Below are 14001 nucleotides of genomic sequence, written 5' to 3'. Positions count from 1 at the left end.
TCAGCTCGTCAGCACGGCTATCACCTGGTGGTTCAGGTCGGTCAGCGAATCCATCAGCGGCGAGTACGGACTCAGGTCGAAGCTGTTGCCGGCGTGCAGGATTCCGGTCGCCATGTCATCACGGGCGTTCAGCATTCCCGCGATCAAGCTGGTGGTCGGGTCGGTGAACGCGTCGCCGAAGAGCGTCCCCATGCCCTGCATGCCACCGGTCAGATCCGTCCAGACGTGCGCCAAGTCGCCGGTGCTGAAGTCGCCCTGCACGGCCTGAGCGGTCTGGTCCATGACGGCCTTCATGCTCAGCATGCTCAACATCATCGGCAACTCGATGTCCTTGAACGCCAACGGCATGTTGCCGATGACCGCCGCCATGGCACCGGCCGGGTTGGTCAAGAACTCCGACGCAACGGCGTTCAGGTCCGGCATCAAGGCGGAATCCGTCATCCGGTCAAGGACTGTCGGCACGCCATCCTGGCCACCAAAGATCTGGTTGAACGCGTCGTGGCCGATGGCCGCCTCGACCTGGTTCTGCAACAGGTTCGCGCCCAGCCAGTTGATGTTGTGGTCCTGGTCCTGGGTGTAATTCCAGTTGAACAGGCGGTCGTGCAGCAGCGCCGCCTGCTCCTCGGGGGTGACCACCGGGGTGTCCGCCGGGAGATGGCTCTTGACGTCTGCCATGTTGACGACCTCGGCATGGACGGCGTTGCTCGTCGGAGCGGTCGCCACGTCCTGCCAGCGCACTCCGAGCATTCCGTTGGCCAACCCGCCGTCGTTGATCCAGTTGGCGACGCCGGGGTCCTTGCTACTGATGACGTAGTAGATGTAGCCGTCGGAGGATTCGAAGGTGTCGGTGTTGTTCAGACTGCCCTGTGCAGTCACGATCGGAACATTCTGGCCCCACGCGTTGGCGAGCTCCAGGCCGTAGTAGCCGGCGTCAATTTCGGGCACCTTGATGATCAGCGCCTGATCCGGCTCCAACTGGAAGTGGCCGAAGGTGCTCAGCTGGCCGGGCATGAGGCCGTTGATCGAGGAGGTGGATGAGGCGATGGGCGTCATCCAGTTGGGCGGCAACGAATCGGGAATCGCCGTCTGGTCGTAGTAGACGCCGTCGGCGTTGATCGTTGGAATGTCCTTGGCGACGATGCTCAGCAACTCCGACAGCTGACTGTCCGAGAGGAACGTCAGCGGATTCTGCACCACGCCGTCCTGCTGCAGAGAGAAGGAATCGTGCGGTAATCCCCCGTTACCGATGGTGTCGCGGATGAGGACGTTATCCGCGCCGGTCGTGTTGATCCAGTTCCCGTCGTGCGGTGTGGAACTGAAGATGATCGTGTAGCTGCCATCGGCATTGGGTGTTGCATCCGATAGGCCGAGGACGTGCCCGGTCGGCTCGAATCCTTGAACGGAGCCGATCGTTCCGGACAGCGACGTGAACGTGACGTCGATGCTGCCGGGAGCGGGATGGACCGTCATCGTGTAGGTGCCGTCCTCGTTGACCGGGATGACGCCGTACTGATTGTCGGGGTTCACCAGGATGTAGAAGGCCGAAGGGTCCGCGGAGTTGGCATCCCATGGCTGCCCGAGCATCCAGGGAACGCCGCCACTGGGGTTATACATCTGGCTGTACTCCAAAGCGAGCGAGGTGGAGGCGACGCTCTGGACGTACTGCTGTAGCGACGAAAGATCCGACGGGACGATGAACGGGTAGTTGCTGTTGGTCTCGGTGACCTGATGCTGGGCGTCGAGCAGTTGGTCGATGATCGACTGGGCGGCTGCCGTCGGCGCCACCTCGGCGATCGCATGCGGGGTCGCCAGGGTCATCGCCAACGCCCCGGCCACCGCCCCCGGTGCGGTTGCGGCGACGACGCGCAGCCGCTGCCGCACCCGACGCCGCTGAACGGCCTTGAGGTTGGCGTATTCGACGGCTGCGCGTTGAGTGGATCCGATGCGCGACATGTGGTCCTCCGGTGTGTGGTCAAGATGCGCTGTGACGGCTGTCACCTGATAGCGACCTGATTGTTCGGCGAACGGAGGCGGACACGAAAGAGCATTTGCCACCCAATCGGCACACCAGCCGGTGCATAATGCACCACCGACATATGCTGTGGCCATGGATTGGACACGGCCATCCGAGCCGGTATGCGAGCTGATCCGGCACGGCGCCCAGCTGATGCTCAGCGCTCCGCCAGAGTCACTCGACGAACTCCACGAGGCCACCTTGTCGGCGGTATACACGCAGGCCATAGCCTCTGATCCGGTCCTCGCCGAAGGCATCCGCCGCAGCAACCGCGCCAACCTGCTGCACTGGGCGGCCGCCAATGTCAGCCACCCCGCCGAACCGGTACCGGCCAATCTCGCGACGGAGTCACTGCTCATCGTCCGCGACGGATTCCGCCGGGGCCTCGATGAATCGGCCGTCCTCGACGCCTACCGAGTGGGCACCAACGTCGCGTGGCGGTCGTGGATGCAGACCGCATTCACCCTCACCAACGACCCCGACGAATTGCGCGAACTACTCGACGTGACGGCCCGGTCGTTGACCTCGTTCATCGATGCCACCATCGCCGGAATCGGCGAGCAGATGCAGCGGGAACGAGAAGCCCTCACCCGGGGCACCCACGCCGAGCGTCGGGAGACCGTCGCACTGATCCTCGACGGGGCGGCGATCACCACACAGCGCGCCGAAAGCCGGCTCGGCTATCGCCTCGATCAAAGCCACACCGCCGCGGTGATCTGGAGCGAGGACTCCACCACCAACTTGACCGATCTCGACGCGGCGGCTGAAGCGCTGACCCGCGTCGAAAGCGGCCAGCGCGCGTTATCGGTGCTGGCGAGCGCGGCCACCCGCTGGGTGTGGGTTCCCGGACCCGCCGGGCCGGACCTGGCGGGTGTTGCCGCCGTGCTGGACACCCTGCCGGGAGTCCAAATTGCGCTGGGCACGACAGCGGCGGGCATCGAGGGATTCCGGCGCAGTCACCTTGACGCCGTCGCAACTCAACGCGTGATGGTGCGGCTGGGCTCCACCCAGCGCGTCGCCCGGTTCACCGATATCGAACTGGTGGCGCTGATCAGCACCGAACCCGAACAGGCAGACCGGTTCATCACCCATACCCTCGGAGACTTCGCGTCGGCCGACGCCGAACTACGGCAGACCGTCCTCACATTCATCCACCAGCAGTGCAACGCCTCACGAGCAGCCGAGCACATGTTCCTACACCGAAATACGTTGTTACGCAGGATTGCTCGCGCGAACGAACTATTGCCGACGCCGGTGGCCGACAACGGCGTGCACGTGGCGGTGGCATTGGAGGCACTGCGCTGGCGCGGCGCCTAGCTTCCAGCCGAGCCGCCTCGCGGATCGCCGGGGTCAGGCGACCGGTTGACGCCGGACGGCCTCGTGGATCGGCCGATCCGCATCCATGGTGGCGCCGAGATTCTCGGCGGTGCCGCTGACGACACCCATCATGATCGTGGTCAGGTACGCCACGAACGTGTCACGGGCCATCCGCCGCGGGCTGTCCGGCTCGGGGCCCAGCCACCAGTCGGTGGCCGAGGTTGCGGTACCGAAGGCCGCGAACGCCGCCAGGTCGATCCCCTGCCGGTCGAGTTCGACGTCACGCAGTTCGTTATTGAACATCTCCGCCATCGCCAGGGTGATCTCGCGTCCCTCGTTGAGGGTGCGCATCGTCGACTCGGACCGCTCCGGGAACCGTCCCTGAATGAAGAACCGCAAGACGTTGGGATGGGCGTCGACCAGGGCCACATACTCCTCGACGCTGCGCCGGATGATGACCCGCAGCGGGTCCGTGGCGAAATCGATCGAGGCGATGATCGCCTCCCACAGATCGTCGCGCAGCCGCTGCCCGATGGCCTGGAAAAGGTCGGACTTGTCGGCGAAATGCCGGTAGATCTTGGGCTTGGCGGTACCGGCCTCCTCGGCGATCTCGCGCACGCTCAGGTCGGGTCCGAGCCGGTCTATGGCCCGGAAGGCGGCCTGGACGATCTCACCGCGGACCTTCTTGCGGTGTTCGCGCCAGCGCTCACTGCGTGCGTCGACTTTCTTCCCGCCATTGTCGGCCGGATTGACTCTGCTCGTTCCGCGCACGTCAAGCACCTTACCGCGTTGCCGCAGCTCACCTGGGGAGACCGCGCGGCGATCTGGTCCGTTAGCATCGATGGACAGTTCCGGGTGCTGCGGCGGCCCCCAGACCCAGCAACGCGCATATTGAGACGAGATGTAGTGACGCAACGATTCGACCTGGCCATTGTCGGCGGAGGCCCCGCAGGGTCGGCGGCCGCCTGGCAGGCGCGCCAGGCCGGCGCGAGCGTCGTCGTACTGGACAAGGCCGACTTCCCGCGCGACAAGCCCTGCGGTGACGGCCTGACCGCTCGCGCGGTCAGCTACCTGCAGAAGATGGGCCTGTCCGAACAGGTCGACAAGTTTCACCGGGTCAATCGGGTGAAGGTGTTCAGCCCGAGCCCCTGGCAGCTGTCGTTTCCGCGTCGGCCGGGGATGCCCGATCACGGGTACGTGGCGCGGCGGCCCGAGTTGGACACCCTGCTGCTCAAGCACGCCGAATCGGCCGGGGCGCAGGTTCGCCAGTCCGCCGAGGCCGCCGGGCCGATTCTCGACGACACCGGCCGAGTGGTCGGGGTGCTGCTCAAGAGCGGCGAGAAGGTGCTGGCCGACGCGGTGATCGCCGCCGACGGCGCCTATTCGCCCATCAAGCGGGCCCTGAAACTGGACTCGGACTACAACGGCTACTCCGCGATCGCCATCCGCGCCGAGATGCCGGCCGTGCGGCCCGACGTCGATTCGCTCGACATCTATATGAAGCTGGTGTTCCAGGGCGACCAGCTGCCCGGTTACGGCTGGGTCTTCCCGCTGGGCGGCGGCCGGGTCAACATCGGCTTGGGCTACGTCAACAGCTACAAGAACTGGCACGCGATCAACGCCACGGACTTTCTCGGCGAGTTCCTGGAGACGCTGCCGCGGGACTGGGAGCTGCCATCGATCGCCGAGCTGAAGAAGTCCAAGACGGTGCGGGCCTGGCGCCTGCCGATGGGCTTCACCGCATGGCCGCCGTGGCGACCCGGAGTGTTGTTCACCGGGGACTCGCTGGGCGCGGGCCGGCCGACCTCCGGCGCCGGTATCTCCAAGGCGCTGGAGTCGGGCTTGGCCGCCGGTGAGTGCGCGGTCGCGGCGTTGACCAACAGCGGACCCGACGACTTCACCAACTACGCCCAGCGAATGCAAGCCGCCTGGGGCCGGGAGTACAAGCGCGGCCGGTTCTTTCACAAACTCGCCGGCATGCCGACGCTGGCCAACGCAGGCGTCAAACTGCTCGACAACGCGCGCTTCCGCGACGTCATGCTGTCCCGGCTCTACAAGGGCCAGCAAGGGCCATCCCACACCTACTGAGTTGGGCGGGGGGCTCCCCACGCGCCGTCATCGCAGGTCGTCCGTCCGCTGTGTGACGCGCGCGTAGATCGGCGCCGCGGCGACCGTCGTGAACGGCACCGCCATCGGAAATTCCGTGCTCAACGAGCTGATCGCACAGTGCCGCACGCAGGTGGCCAACGCCAGGGTGGCTTCCAACATCGCGAAGTGATCACCGACGCACTTGCGTGGTCCGCCACCGAATGGCAGATACTGCCAGCGGTTACGGCCAGCGGAGTTCTCCGGGCTGAACCGGTCCGGATCGAACTCCAGTGGGCGCTCCCACAGCGTCGGATCGCGGTGCATCGCATAAATGCCGACCCCGACCATGGAGCCGGCCTGAACCCGATAGCCGTCCACCGCGATATCGCGCACCGCGGTTCGGCCGTTGAGTGCGCCGGGCGGGCACAACCGCAGTGCTTCATTCAAGACCTGGACGGTGTACGGCAACCTGGGCACATCGTCAGGGCTGGGCTCCGCACCGAGCTCGGCGACCTCTGCGGCGACCCTGCGCTGGATGTCGGGGTGATTTCCCAACGCCCACAACGCGTAAGCCAACGTCGTGGCGGTGGTGTCATGACCGGCCAGCATGAACACGAGCAGCTCGTCGCAGATCTCACGATCGGTCAATCCGCGGCCCGTGTCGGGGTCGGTGGCAGCAATCAGTCCACGGACCAGCGGTGCGTCCCGCTCGGGGTCGGCACGACAGGCCTGCAGGATGTCGTCGGCGACTCGATGCAAGGTGACGCTGGCGGCGCGGGCGCGCTGTCGCGCCGGGGTCGGTAACCAGCGGGGCGCGCGTACCGGAGCCAACACCCGATCCGTCACGTACTCCTGTGCGATGCGCATGGGCGCACCCAGTGCCGCGGCGTGCTCGTCAAGGTCGACGCCGAGCACCGAACGGCCCAGGGCCCGCAGCGTCAATTGACGGCACTCGGCGTCCAAATCGACCGTTGACCCATCAGCCCAGCCGCTGGCGATCATCTCGGCAGCCTGTGCCATATGCCCGGCGAACTCGCGGACGTGGTGCTTGGTGAACAGTGGCTGCAACGTGCGTCGCCGCGGTAACCAGGCGTCATTGCGCAGGTCGAACAGGTTCGGCCCCATCAGATGGCGCAACTCGTCGTGGGCTGGGGCGCGATCGACACCGCCGCTGCTGAACACGTCATGCGCACCCTGCGGCGAGGTCACCACCACCACCGGGGGAGCTAGCCAGTGCGGCGCCAGCTCCACCCTGGTTACCGGTCCGCCGGCGTCACGCAATACCTCGATTCCGGTATGCAGTTGCCGGACCTCGCGCAGTTGCCGCCGGTACGGCAACGGGTTCTTGGGCGCCAGTGGCAGCGCACGAACATCGACCCCGACATCGTCCACGGTCATAGCGGTCAGCAAACCAGGCCCGGCTCGCGCCTCGCCTCATCCGAACGGTTGAGATTTTCCCAGGAAAATTCAGAGCAACCGGGCGTCCCGCGGGAGCAGAATGTCCGATAAACGGGCGGTATGTCCGCTGAGTGAAAGACCTGGGTGCAGCGATGGCGACCCTGGACGACTTCTCCCGAATAGTCGCGACCGTATACAGCTCGGTGATGGCACCCGAGAACTGGACCGTGGCACTGGGCGAGCTTCGGCACACCCTCGATGTACACAGCTGCGCGCTGATACGAGCCGACGGAAACGGCCGGTCGGTCCAAGCCGCGCACCTGGCCCCGCAAGTGCGCCTCGACTACGAGCAGTACTACCACCGGATCGATTACGTGCTCGAGGCCGTCGAACAAAGCCCGGTCGGTGTCCTGCGCAGCGGGCGGTCGCTGGTGGACTTGCAGAGGGATTCGGAGTTCAACGTCGACTGGCTGAGCCCGCTGGAGATGACGGACGGCCTGTTCGTACGGCTCACCGACGGACCCGCCCCGCTGATGTTCCTCGCCGCTGGGCCACGGCCGCCGACGCCGTTCGTCCCGTTGGTCAACGCCCTGGTGCCGCATCTGCAGCAGGCCCTGCGCAGCCAAGCGCACCTGGAACGCCTGCGTCGCTGTGCCGACGACCTCAGTGCGCTCAGCGAGGCGCTGGGCCACGCCGTCATCGTCGTCACCACCGACTCCCAGATCGTCTACACCAACTCCGCCGCTGAGCAGCTGTTGCGATCGGCCGACGGACTTCTGGTCCGCGCCGGGCGACTCGAAGCGGCAGCCGCCAAAGCCGACGCAGCGCTGCGGTGCAGCATTCGTGCCGCGGTGACGCCCGGGGACAACCACCCGGCGGGAAATTCCCTGCTGTGTGCTCGCGCCTCGGGTCATCGGCCCTATGTCATCGAGGTTCTGCCCTCCGGTCCGCCCGGCGCTACCGGTTCCGCCCGGCACGCCATCGTCGTCGTCGCCGATCCAGAGCACGAATCCGATACCGCGCCGGCTCTACTGCGCCGCCACTACGGCCTCACCCCCGGTGAAACCGAGATCGCCGTCATGGTGCTGAACGGCGGCGGAGTCAAAGACATCGCCGAACGGATGTCGCTGTCGCAGGCCACCGTCAAGACACACCTGCAGCACGTTTTCGACAAGACCGGAACGCATCGCCAAGCCGACCTCATCCGGCTGCTGCTCGGCCTACGCTCGCCCTGCCGCTGAGCTCAGCGCCGACCGCGCGCGGCGCGGCCCGGCTTGCGGGCGACCTTGCCCGCGGCGACGCGGGCGGCCTGCTTGGCGAGGGTCTTCTCCCGCGCCGTGCGTTTCGGAACCGGTTGCGCCTGCCCCCGCGATGATCCGGGTTTGCGGCCGCGCACGATGCCGACGAACTCTTCGACCAGTGCCGGCTGCGGCCCGTCCGGGAAGGCCAGCGCCACTCCGCTGGTGGGGGCATCGGTGATCGGCCGGTAGGTGAGGTCCTTGCGGTGATACAGCCGCGCCAGTGACTGCGGAACGATGAGCGCGCCGAGGCCGGCAGCGACGAGTTCTATTGCGTCCTTGGTGGTTTCGGGCCGGTGGTCGACCGGTGTGCCGGGGGCGTTCGCCCAGGCGAGGACGTCGTCGAGTGGGAGCAGAACCGGCTCGCCGTCGAGGTCGGCGGTGGCGATCTCCTCGACGGCACCGAAAAGGTGATCGGTGGGCACCACGGCCACCGTCGTCTCCTGGTAAAGCGGGATGATGGCCAGCCCGGAGGTATCGGCCGGCAGCCGGAGCAGCGCCACATCGACGGTGCCGGCCCGCACTGCGGCGGCGGCCTCTGCGGCGGCGACGGAGCGCAACTGCAGCGGGACCTCCGGGTGACGCTCCGCCCAGATCCGGGCCCACTTCGCGGGCGTCCCGCCGGGGACGTACCCGAGGGTCAGAGAGAGTAGCGCCACCGCATCAGGCTACCGATAGGCTGCTCGCATGAGCAGGCCCAACGCGCAGTCCATGAAACCCGCCACGGCGGCGAAGAAGCTGGATGTGTACCTGCCCGCGACACCGGCGGAGTTCCAGGAGAACCCGATCACCCGCAGCGAACTCGCCGCCCTGCAGGCGGACCCGCCACAGTGGCTCAAGGATCTCCGCAAGAACGGGCCGCACCCGAAGAACCTGGTGGCGGCCAGGCTGGGCATCTCGATCTCCGGTCTCGCGCGAGGCGGCGTCGAGAATGCGCTGACCACCGAGCAAATCGAGCAGCTGCTCGAGGAGAAGCCGGAGTGGCTGGTCGCCGAACGCGAGAGTTACCAGCTGGTGTTGCGCGAGCAGCGACGCATCAAGGCGCTGCACGCCGAACAGGCGCGCACGAGCTGATTCTGATCATCAGACGGAATCAGGACTTACGGGCGGTCAGCAGCAGATACTCCCAACCCATCGACCCGCTTAGCAGCGCGCGATCGGCCAATGCCGCGATGTCGGCGTCGAGTGCAGCCACGCGATCCGGGTCGTCGGCGATCCCCTGATAGGCCGCGATGGTGGGCCCGTAGTTCGCCTTGAAATAGTCGCGAAACGCGATGCCGTCGGCAAAGGCGGAGACTGTCAGTTCGCGGCGTTGCGTCACCACATCGGTGACCTGCTCCCCGAGCAGGGCGCGCACATGGGGCTCACTGCCCCACAGCGGCGGCGCAGCGGCCCCCGCCGGGGGTGCAGGCACGTACGGCTTCATGGTGGCGAACATTTGGCCGATGAAACCCTCTGGCGTCCAACTGATCACACCGATACGGCCGCCGGGGCGGCAGACGCGGATCAGCTCCTCGGCGGCCGATTGATGGTGTGGCGCGAACATCACGCCGATACAGGACATCACCACGTCGAACTCATCGTCGTCGAACGGCAGCGCCTCGGCGTTGGCCTCGCGCCAGTCCAGCACGACACCGCGTTCTGCGGCCTTCTCACGCCCGCGTTGCACCAATTGCGGGCAGAGATCGCTGGCCACGACCTGGGCCCCGGTGGCCGCGGCGGGGATCGCCGCATTCCCGGTTCCCGCGGCCACGTCGAGCACGCGGTGCCGCGGCCCGATCCCGCAGGCTGCCACCAGTTCCGGCCCCAACGGCGCCACCACATCAGCGGCTATCGCCGCGTAGTCGCCTAACGCCCACAGCGCACGGTGCTTGGCCTCAATGTCGTTCACCACAGCGTTCATCGGTTCCCCTTCCTCTCGCACCCGGTGAACTCATCGTCGGTCCGGCCGGCGCAGGCATCCAGTTCTAGATCTGTACCGACCGTGCTACAGAACCTGTACTGGGCAGGCCGGCTGCGAGACCATAGATTCGGGCGATCCACGAAAGGTACGCAGATGCCGGGATACAACCAGTTCTGCCCCATGGCCAAGGCCATGGAGCTGCTCGACGAACGCTGGACATTGCTGGTGGTGCGGGAGCTACTGCTCGGCAGCACTCACTTCAACGATCTGCGCCGTGGCGTACCCAAGATGTCACCGGCGCTGCTCTCCAATCGGCTCAAGTCGCTTGTCCGCGCCGGCGTGGTCGAGCGCACCGAAATCGACGGCCGTGCAACGTATTCGCTCACGGCTTGCGGACAGGATCTGGCCGGTGCGGTAGAGGCGCTCACCTCGTGGGGGGTGCGTTGGATCAGCGACCTCGGCGACGCCGACCTCGACCCCCACCTATTGTTCTGGGATATCCGCCGCACCATCCCGATCGGTGCCTGGCCGCGGTCACGCACCACGCTCGAATTCATTCTCGGCGGAGTGGCGGCCAAGGCGTCACGGTGGTGGCTGGTGGTCGCCAACGGCGAAGCCGAGGTGTGCGACTTCGACCCAGGTTACGAGGTGACCGGCACTGTCGATACCAGCCTGCGGATCCTGACCCGGATCTGGCGTGGCGACCTCGGTTGGTCACATGCCATGCACGACGGCAGTGTCGCACTGTCGGGACCCACCGAGGTGCGCCGAGCCATCCCCACCTGGATCGGGCAGGGCAGAGCTGCCTCGGTTCCCCGGCCGGCCTGAATATCGCTCAGGGCAGGTTGAGCTGCCAGGACACCCCGAATCGGTCGTTGACCCAGGCGAAGGCGGTGGAGAAGCCGTAGTCGCCGAGCGGCATCAGCGTGGCGCCGCCCTCCCCCAACTCTGCCACCAGCCGTTCCAGCTCCGCGCGGTCGGCGACGTCGACGAACAGCGAGCTCGACGGGGTGAAGTCGAAGCTGTGCTTGACCGCGCTGTCGCTGACCAGCACACGCAGCCCGGCCAGGTCGAGCTCGGCCAGCATGATGCCGGTAACCGGGTCGGGGTGCGGCGTCGAGGACACCACCGAGGCGCCCGGGAACGCAGCCAGGTACATCTCGATCGCGGCGGCGGCGGTGCCGCCCTGGAACATGAGGAACGGTCTGATCCGGGTCACGCCGCCCACCCTAACCACGCCGGTACGGGTGAGCGTTGCGACGGTCTGCCCGTCATTCAGACCGCCTCCACACAAAGAAGCAGGCCAGGGAATGTTGTCCCTGGCCTGCTACTGGGCTCGAACTGCCCTACAGCATGCAGGACACGCAGCCCTCGACCTCGGTGCCCTCCAGCGCCATCTGGCGCAGCCGGATGTAGTACAGCGTCTTGATTCCCTTGCGCCAGGCGTAGATCTGCGCCTTGTTCACGTCGCGGGTGCTGGCGGTGTCCTTGAAGAACAGCGTCAGGCTCAACCCCTGGTCCACATGCTGGGTGGCCGCGGCGTAGGTGTCGATGACCTTCTCATAGCCGATCTCGTAGGCGTCCTGGTAGTACTCCAGGTTGTCGTTGGTCATGTACGGCGCCGGGTAGTAGACCCGGCCGATCTTGCCTTCCTTGCGGATCTCGATCCTCGACACGATCGGGTGGATCGAACTCGTCGAGTGGTTGATGTAGGAGATCGACCCGGTCGGCGGAACGGCCTGCAGGTTCTGGTTGTAGATGCCGTGTGCCTGAACAGATTCCTTCAGTCGTTGCCAATCGCTTTGGTCTGGGATCCGGATACCGGCGTCGGCGAAGAGCTGGCGCACCTTGACCGTCTTGGGTTCCCACACCTCGTTGAGGTACTTGTCGAAGAACTCCCCGGATGCGTACTTGGATTTGTCGAATCCCGCGAACGCCTGACCGCGTTCCAGCGCAAGACGATTCGACGCACGCAGCGCGTGATAGAGCACGGTGTAGAAGTAGATGTTGGTGAAGTCGATGCCCTCTTCGGAGCCGTAGTGGATGCACTCCCGGGCCAGGTAACCGTGCAGGTTCATCTGGCCCAGCCCGATGGCGTGCGACTCGTTGTTGCCCTGTTCGATCGACGGCACCGACCAGATGTGAGTCTGATCGCTCACCGCGGTGAGCGCCCGGATGGCGACCTCGATGGTCTGGGCGAAGTCGGGCGAGTCCATCGCCTTGGCGATGTTGAGCGAGCCCAGGTTGCAGGAGATGTCCTTGCCCACCTTGGCGTAGGTCAGGTCCTCGTTGAACACCGACGGCGTAGAGACCTGCAGGATCTCCGAGCACAGGTTCGAGTGGGTGATCTTGCCTTCGATGGGATTGGCCCGGTTGACGGTGTCTTCGAACATGACGTAGGGATAGCCGGACTCGAACTGCAGCTCGGCCAGGGTCTGGAAGAACTCGCGCGCCTTGATCTTGGTCTTGCGGATCGCCGAGTTGTCAACCATCTCGTAGTACTTCTCGCTGACCGAGATGTCGGCGAACGGCACCCCGTAGAACCGCTCGACGTCATAGGGCGAGAACAGGTACATGTCCTCGTTCTTCTTGGCCAGCTCGAAGGTGATGTCGGGGATCACCACGCCCAGGCTCAGCGTCTTGATCCGGATCTTCTCGTCGGCGTTCTCCCGTTTGGTGTCCAGGAACCGGTAGATGTCCGGGTGGTGGGCGTGCAGGTACACCGCACCGGCGCCCTGGCGGGCACCGAGCTGGTTGGCGTAGGAGAACGAGTCCTCCAGCAACTTCATGATCGGGATGACCCCGGAGGACTGATTCTCGATGTTCTTGATCGGGGCGCCATGCTCGCGAATGTTGCTCAGCAGCAACGCCACTCCCCCGCCCCGCTTGGACAGCTGCAGCGCGGAGTTGATCGAGCGGCCGATCGACTCCATGTTGTCCTCGATGCGCAAAAGGAAGCAGCTGACCGCCTCGCCGCGCTGCTTCTTGCCGGAGTTCAAAAACGTCGGGGTGGCCGGCTGGAACCGGCCGTCGATGATCTCGTCGACCAGTTGCTCCGCCAGCTTGGTGTCACCGGCGGCCAGGGTCAGCGCCACCATGCACACCCGGTCCTCGAACCGTTCCAGATAGCGCTTTCCGTCGAAGGTTTTCAGCGTGTAGGAGGTGTAGTACTTGAACGCGCCCAGGAATGTCGGAAACCGGAACTTCTTGGCGTAGGCCCGATCCAGCAGCGACTTGACGAAGTTGCGCGAGTACTGGTCGAGCACCTCGCGCTCGTAGTAGTCCTTCTGGACCAGGTAGTCCAGCTTCTCGTCCTGGTTGTGGAAGAACACCGTGTTCTGGTTGACGTGCTCCAGGAAGTACTGACGGGCGGCCAGCACATCCTTGTCGAACTGGATCTTGCCGTCACTGTCATACAGGTTGAGCATCGCGTTGAGCGCGTGGAAATCCAGCTCGCCCACCGGAACACCGCGGTTGGTTTCGGCTACCTGCTCTGCAGTTGCAACGGTAGGTGGCATGCCTCGTCCTTCCAGAAATCAGCTAAGCCCGCGCGGACGGCTTGCACGTCCTCGTCGGTTCCCATCAATTCGAATCGGTACAGGTACGGCACCCCGCACTTGCGGGCGATGACGTCGCCGGCATAGCAGAATTCCGCACCGAAGTTGGTGTTGCCCGCGGCGATCACGCCGCGCAGCAGACCCCGGTTGTGTTCGTTGTTCAAAAAGGCGATGACCTGCTTGGGCACGTACCCGCCCGCTGCGTCATCGGCGATGTTCGGTGTCCCACGGCCACCGCCGTAGGTCGGCAGCACCAGCACGTAGGGATGGTCCACCTCGATGCGCCCATGCAGCGGAATCCGGATGGCCGGCAGTTGCAGTTTCTGCACGAAGCGGTGGGTGTTCTCCGACACCGAGGAGAAATACACCAGGCTGCATTCACAATCCGCAGACACGGCGACCCCCTTCAGTTCTCAGTCAGACTCC

The 14001-nt window shown here is 65.5% G+C and carries 13 protein-coding genes; 5 read left to right on the top strand and 8 right to left on the bottom strand.

The window, feature by feature from the left end; translation table 11 throughout:
• Nucleotides 1–1953: a hypothetical protein gene (locus G6N23_RS06475; protein ID WP_085262057.1), complete on the bottom strand. Its 1953-nt coding sequence runs from the start codon at nt 1951–1953 to the stop codon at nt 1–3.
• Nucleotides 1954–2107: 154 nt separating this feature from the next.
• Here G6N23_RS06475 and G6N23_RS06470 point away from each other — a divergent pair, with 154 nt between their 5' ends.
• On the top strand, nt 2108–3331 hold the full coding sequence (locus G6N23_RS06470; RefSeq protein ID WP_085262056.1) for a PucR family transcriptional regulator: 1224 nt from the start codon (nt 2108–2110) through the stop codon (nt 3329–3331).
• A gap of 33 nt (nt 3332–3364) precedes the next feature.
• Here G6N23_RS06470 and G6N23_RS06465 read toward each other — a convergent pair whose 3' ends face one another.
• Nucleotides 3365–4102 (bottom strand): TetR/AcrR family transcriptional regulator, encoded by a 738-nt coding sequence (locus tag G6N23_RS06465; protein ID WP_085262055.1) that lies wholly within the window; start codon nt 4100–4102, stop codon nt 3365–3367.
• Between the two features lie 135 nt (nt 4103–4237).
• Here G6N23_RS06465 and G6N23_RS06460 point away from each other — a divergent pair, with 135 nt between their 5' ends.
• A complete protein-coding gene (locus G6N23_RS06460) occupies nt 4238–5419 on the top strand; it encodes an NAD(P)/FAD-dependent oxidoreductase (protein WP_085262054.1) in 1182 nt (393 codons plus the stop codon).
• 27 nt (nt 5420–5446) lie between these two features.
• Here G6N23_RS06460 and G6N23_RS06455 read toward each other — a convergent pair whose 3' ends face one another.
• Nucleotides 5447–6817, bottom strand: coding sequence for a cytochrome P450 (locus G6N23_RS06455; protein WP_085262053.1), 1371 nt, complete (start codon nt 6815–6817; stop codon nt 5447–5449).
• A 152-nt stretch (nt 6818–6969) separates the two neighbouring features.
• Between G6N23_RS06455 and G6N23_RS06450 the strand changes: the two genes are divergently transcribed.
• Nucleotides 6970–8058: a helix-turn-helix transcriptional regulator gene (locus G6N23_RS06450; RefSeq protein WP_133055499.1), complete on the top strand. Its 1089-nt coding sequence runs from the start codon at nt 6970–6972 to the stop codon at nt 8056–8058.
• Nucleotides 8059–8060: 2 nt separating this feature from the next.
• Here G6N23_RS06450 and G6N23_RS06445 read toward each other — a convergent pair whose 3' ends face one another.
• Nucleotides 8061–8774, bottom strand: a complete 714-nt coding sequence (locus G6N23_RS06445; protein WP_085262051.1) for a LysR family substrate-binding domain-containing protein — start codon at nt 8772–8774, stop codon at nt 8061–8063.
• Nucleotides 8775–8802: 28 nt separating this feature from the next.
• Between G6N23_RS06445 and G6N23_RS06440 the strand changes: the two genes are divergently transcribed.
• Complete coding sequence (locus G6N23_RS06440; RefSeq protein WP_085262050.1) at nt 8803–9189, top strand: DUF5997 family protein; 387 nt, start codon at nt 8803–8805, stop codon at nt 9187–9189.
• Nucleotides 9190–9208: 19 nt separating this feature from the next.
• On the opposite strand, the gene G6N23_RS06435 is transcribed toward G6N23_RS06440, so the two are convergent.
• On the bottom strand, nt 9209–10018 hold the full coding sequence (locus G6N23_RS06435; protein ID WP_085262049.1) for a class I SAM-dependent methyltransferase: 810 nt from the start codon (nt 10016–10018) through the stop codon (nt 9209–9211).
• A 153-nt stretch (nt 10019–10171) separates the two neighbouring features.
• On the opposite strand from G6N23_RS06435, the gene G6N23_RS06430 reads away from it, so the two are divergent.
• The gene (locus G6N23_RS06430) at nt 10172–10846 is read left to right on the top strand and encodes a winged helix-turn-helix transcriptional regulator (RefSeq protein WP_085262048.1); all 675 of its coding nucleotides are present in this window, start codon (nt 10172–10174) and stop codon (nt 10844–10846) included.
• A 7-nt stretch (nt 10847–10853) separates the two neighbouring features.
• On the opposite strand, the gene G6N23_RS06425 is transcribed toward G6N23_RS06430, so the two are convergent.
• From G6N23_RS06425 to nrdI, 3 genes are all read right to left on the bottom strand, one after another.
• Nucleotides 10854–11237: a VOC family protein gene (locus tag G6N23_RS06425; protein WP_085262257.1), complete on the bottom strand. Its 384-nt coding sequence runs from the start codon at nt 11235–11237 to the stop codon at nt 10854–10856.
• Between the two features lie 127 nt (nt 11238–11364).
• Nucleotides 11365–13536, bottom strand: coding sequence for a class 1b ribonucleoside-diphosphate reductase subunit alpha (gene nrdE, locus G6N23_RS06420; RefSeq protein WP_085262047.1), 2172 nt, complete (start codon nt 13534–13536; stop codon nt 11365–11367).
• A complete protein-coding gene (gene nrdI / locus G6N23_RS06415) occupies nt 13503–13970 on the bottom strand; it encodes a class Ib ribonucleoside-diphosphate reductase assembly flavoprotein NrdI (protein WP_085262046.1) in 468 nt (155 codons plus the stop codon). The genes nrdE and nrdI overlap by 34 nt, the downstream gene beginning before the upstream one ends.
• Between the last annotated feature and the right edge of the window lie 31 nt (nt 13971–14001).

Origin of the sequence: Mycolicibacter terrae (genome assembly GCF_010727125.1) — a bacterium.
Taxonomy (GTDB): domain Bacteria; phylum Actinomycetota; class Actinomycetes; order Mycobacteriales; family Mycobacteriaceae; genus Mycobacterium; species Mycobacterium terrae.
This window is presented reverse-complemented; position numbering and strand designations above follow the sequence as displayed.

Bases quoted from the DNA above. Each gene is read 5' to 3' on its own strand.
- G6N23_RS06475 (WP_085262057.1), bottom strand. From the start codon at position 1,953: ATGTCGCGCATCGGATCCACTCAACGCGCAGCCGTCGAATACGCCAAC.
- G6N23_RS06470 (WP_085262056.1), top strand. From the start codon at position 2,108: ATGGATTGGACACGGCCATCCGAGCCGGTATGCGAGCTGATCCGGCAC.
- G6N23_RS06455 (WP_085262053.1), bottom strand. From the start codon at position 6,817: ATGACCGTGGACGATGTCGGGGTCGATGTTCGTGCGCTGCCACTGGCG.
- G6N23_RS06450 (WP_133055499.1), top strand. From the start codon at position 6,970: ATGGCGACCCTGGACGACTTCTCCCGAATAGTCGCGACCGTATACAGC.
- G6N23_RS06440 (WP_085262050.1), top strand. From the start codon at position 8,803: ATGAGCAGGCCCAACGCGCAGTCCATGAAACCCGCCACGGCGGCGAAG.
- G6N23_RS06435 (WP_085262049.1), bottom strand. From the start codon at position 10,018: ATGAACGCTGTGGTGAACGACATTGAGGCCAAGCACCGTGCGCTGTGG.
- G6N23_RS06430 (WP_085262048.1), top strand. From the start codon at position 10,172: ATGCCGGGATACAACCAGTTCTGCCCCATGGCCAAGGCCATGGAGCTG.
- nrdE (WP_085262047.1), bottom strand. From the start codon at position 13,536: ATGCCACCTACCGTTGCAACTGCAGAGCAGGTAGCCGAAACCAACCGC.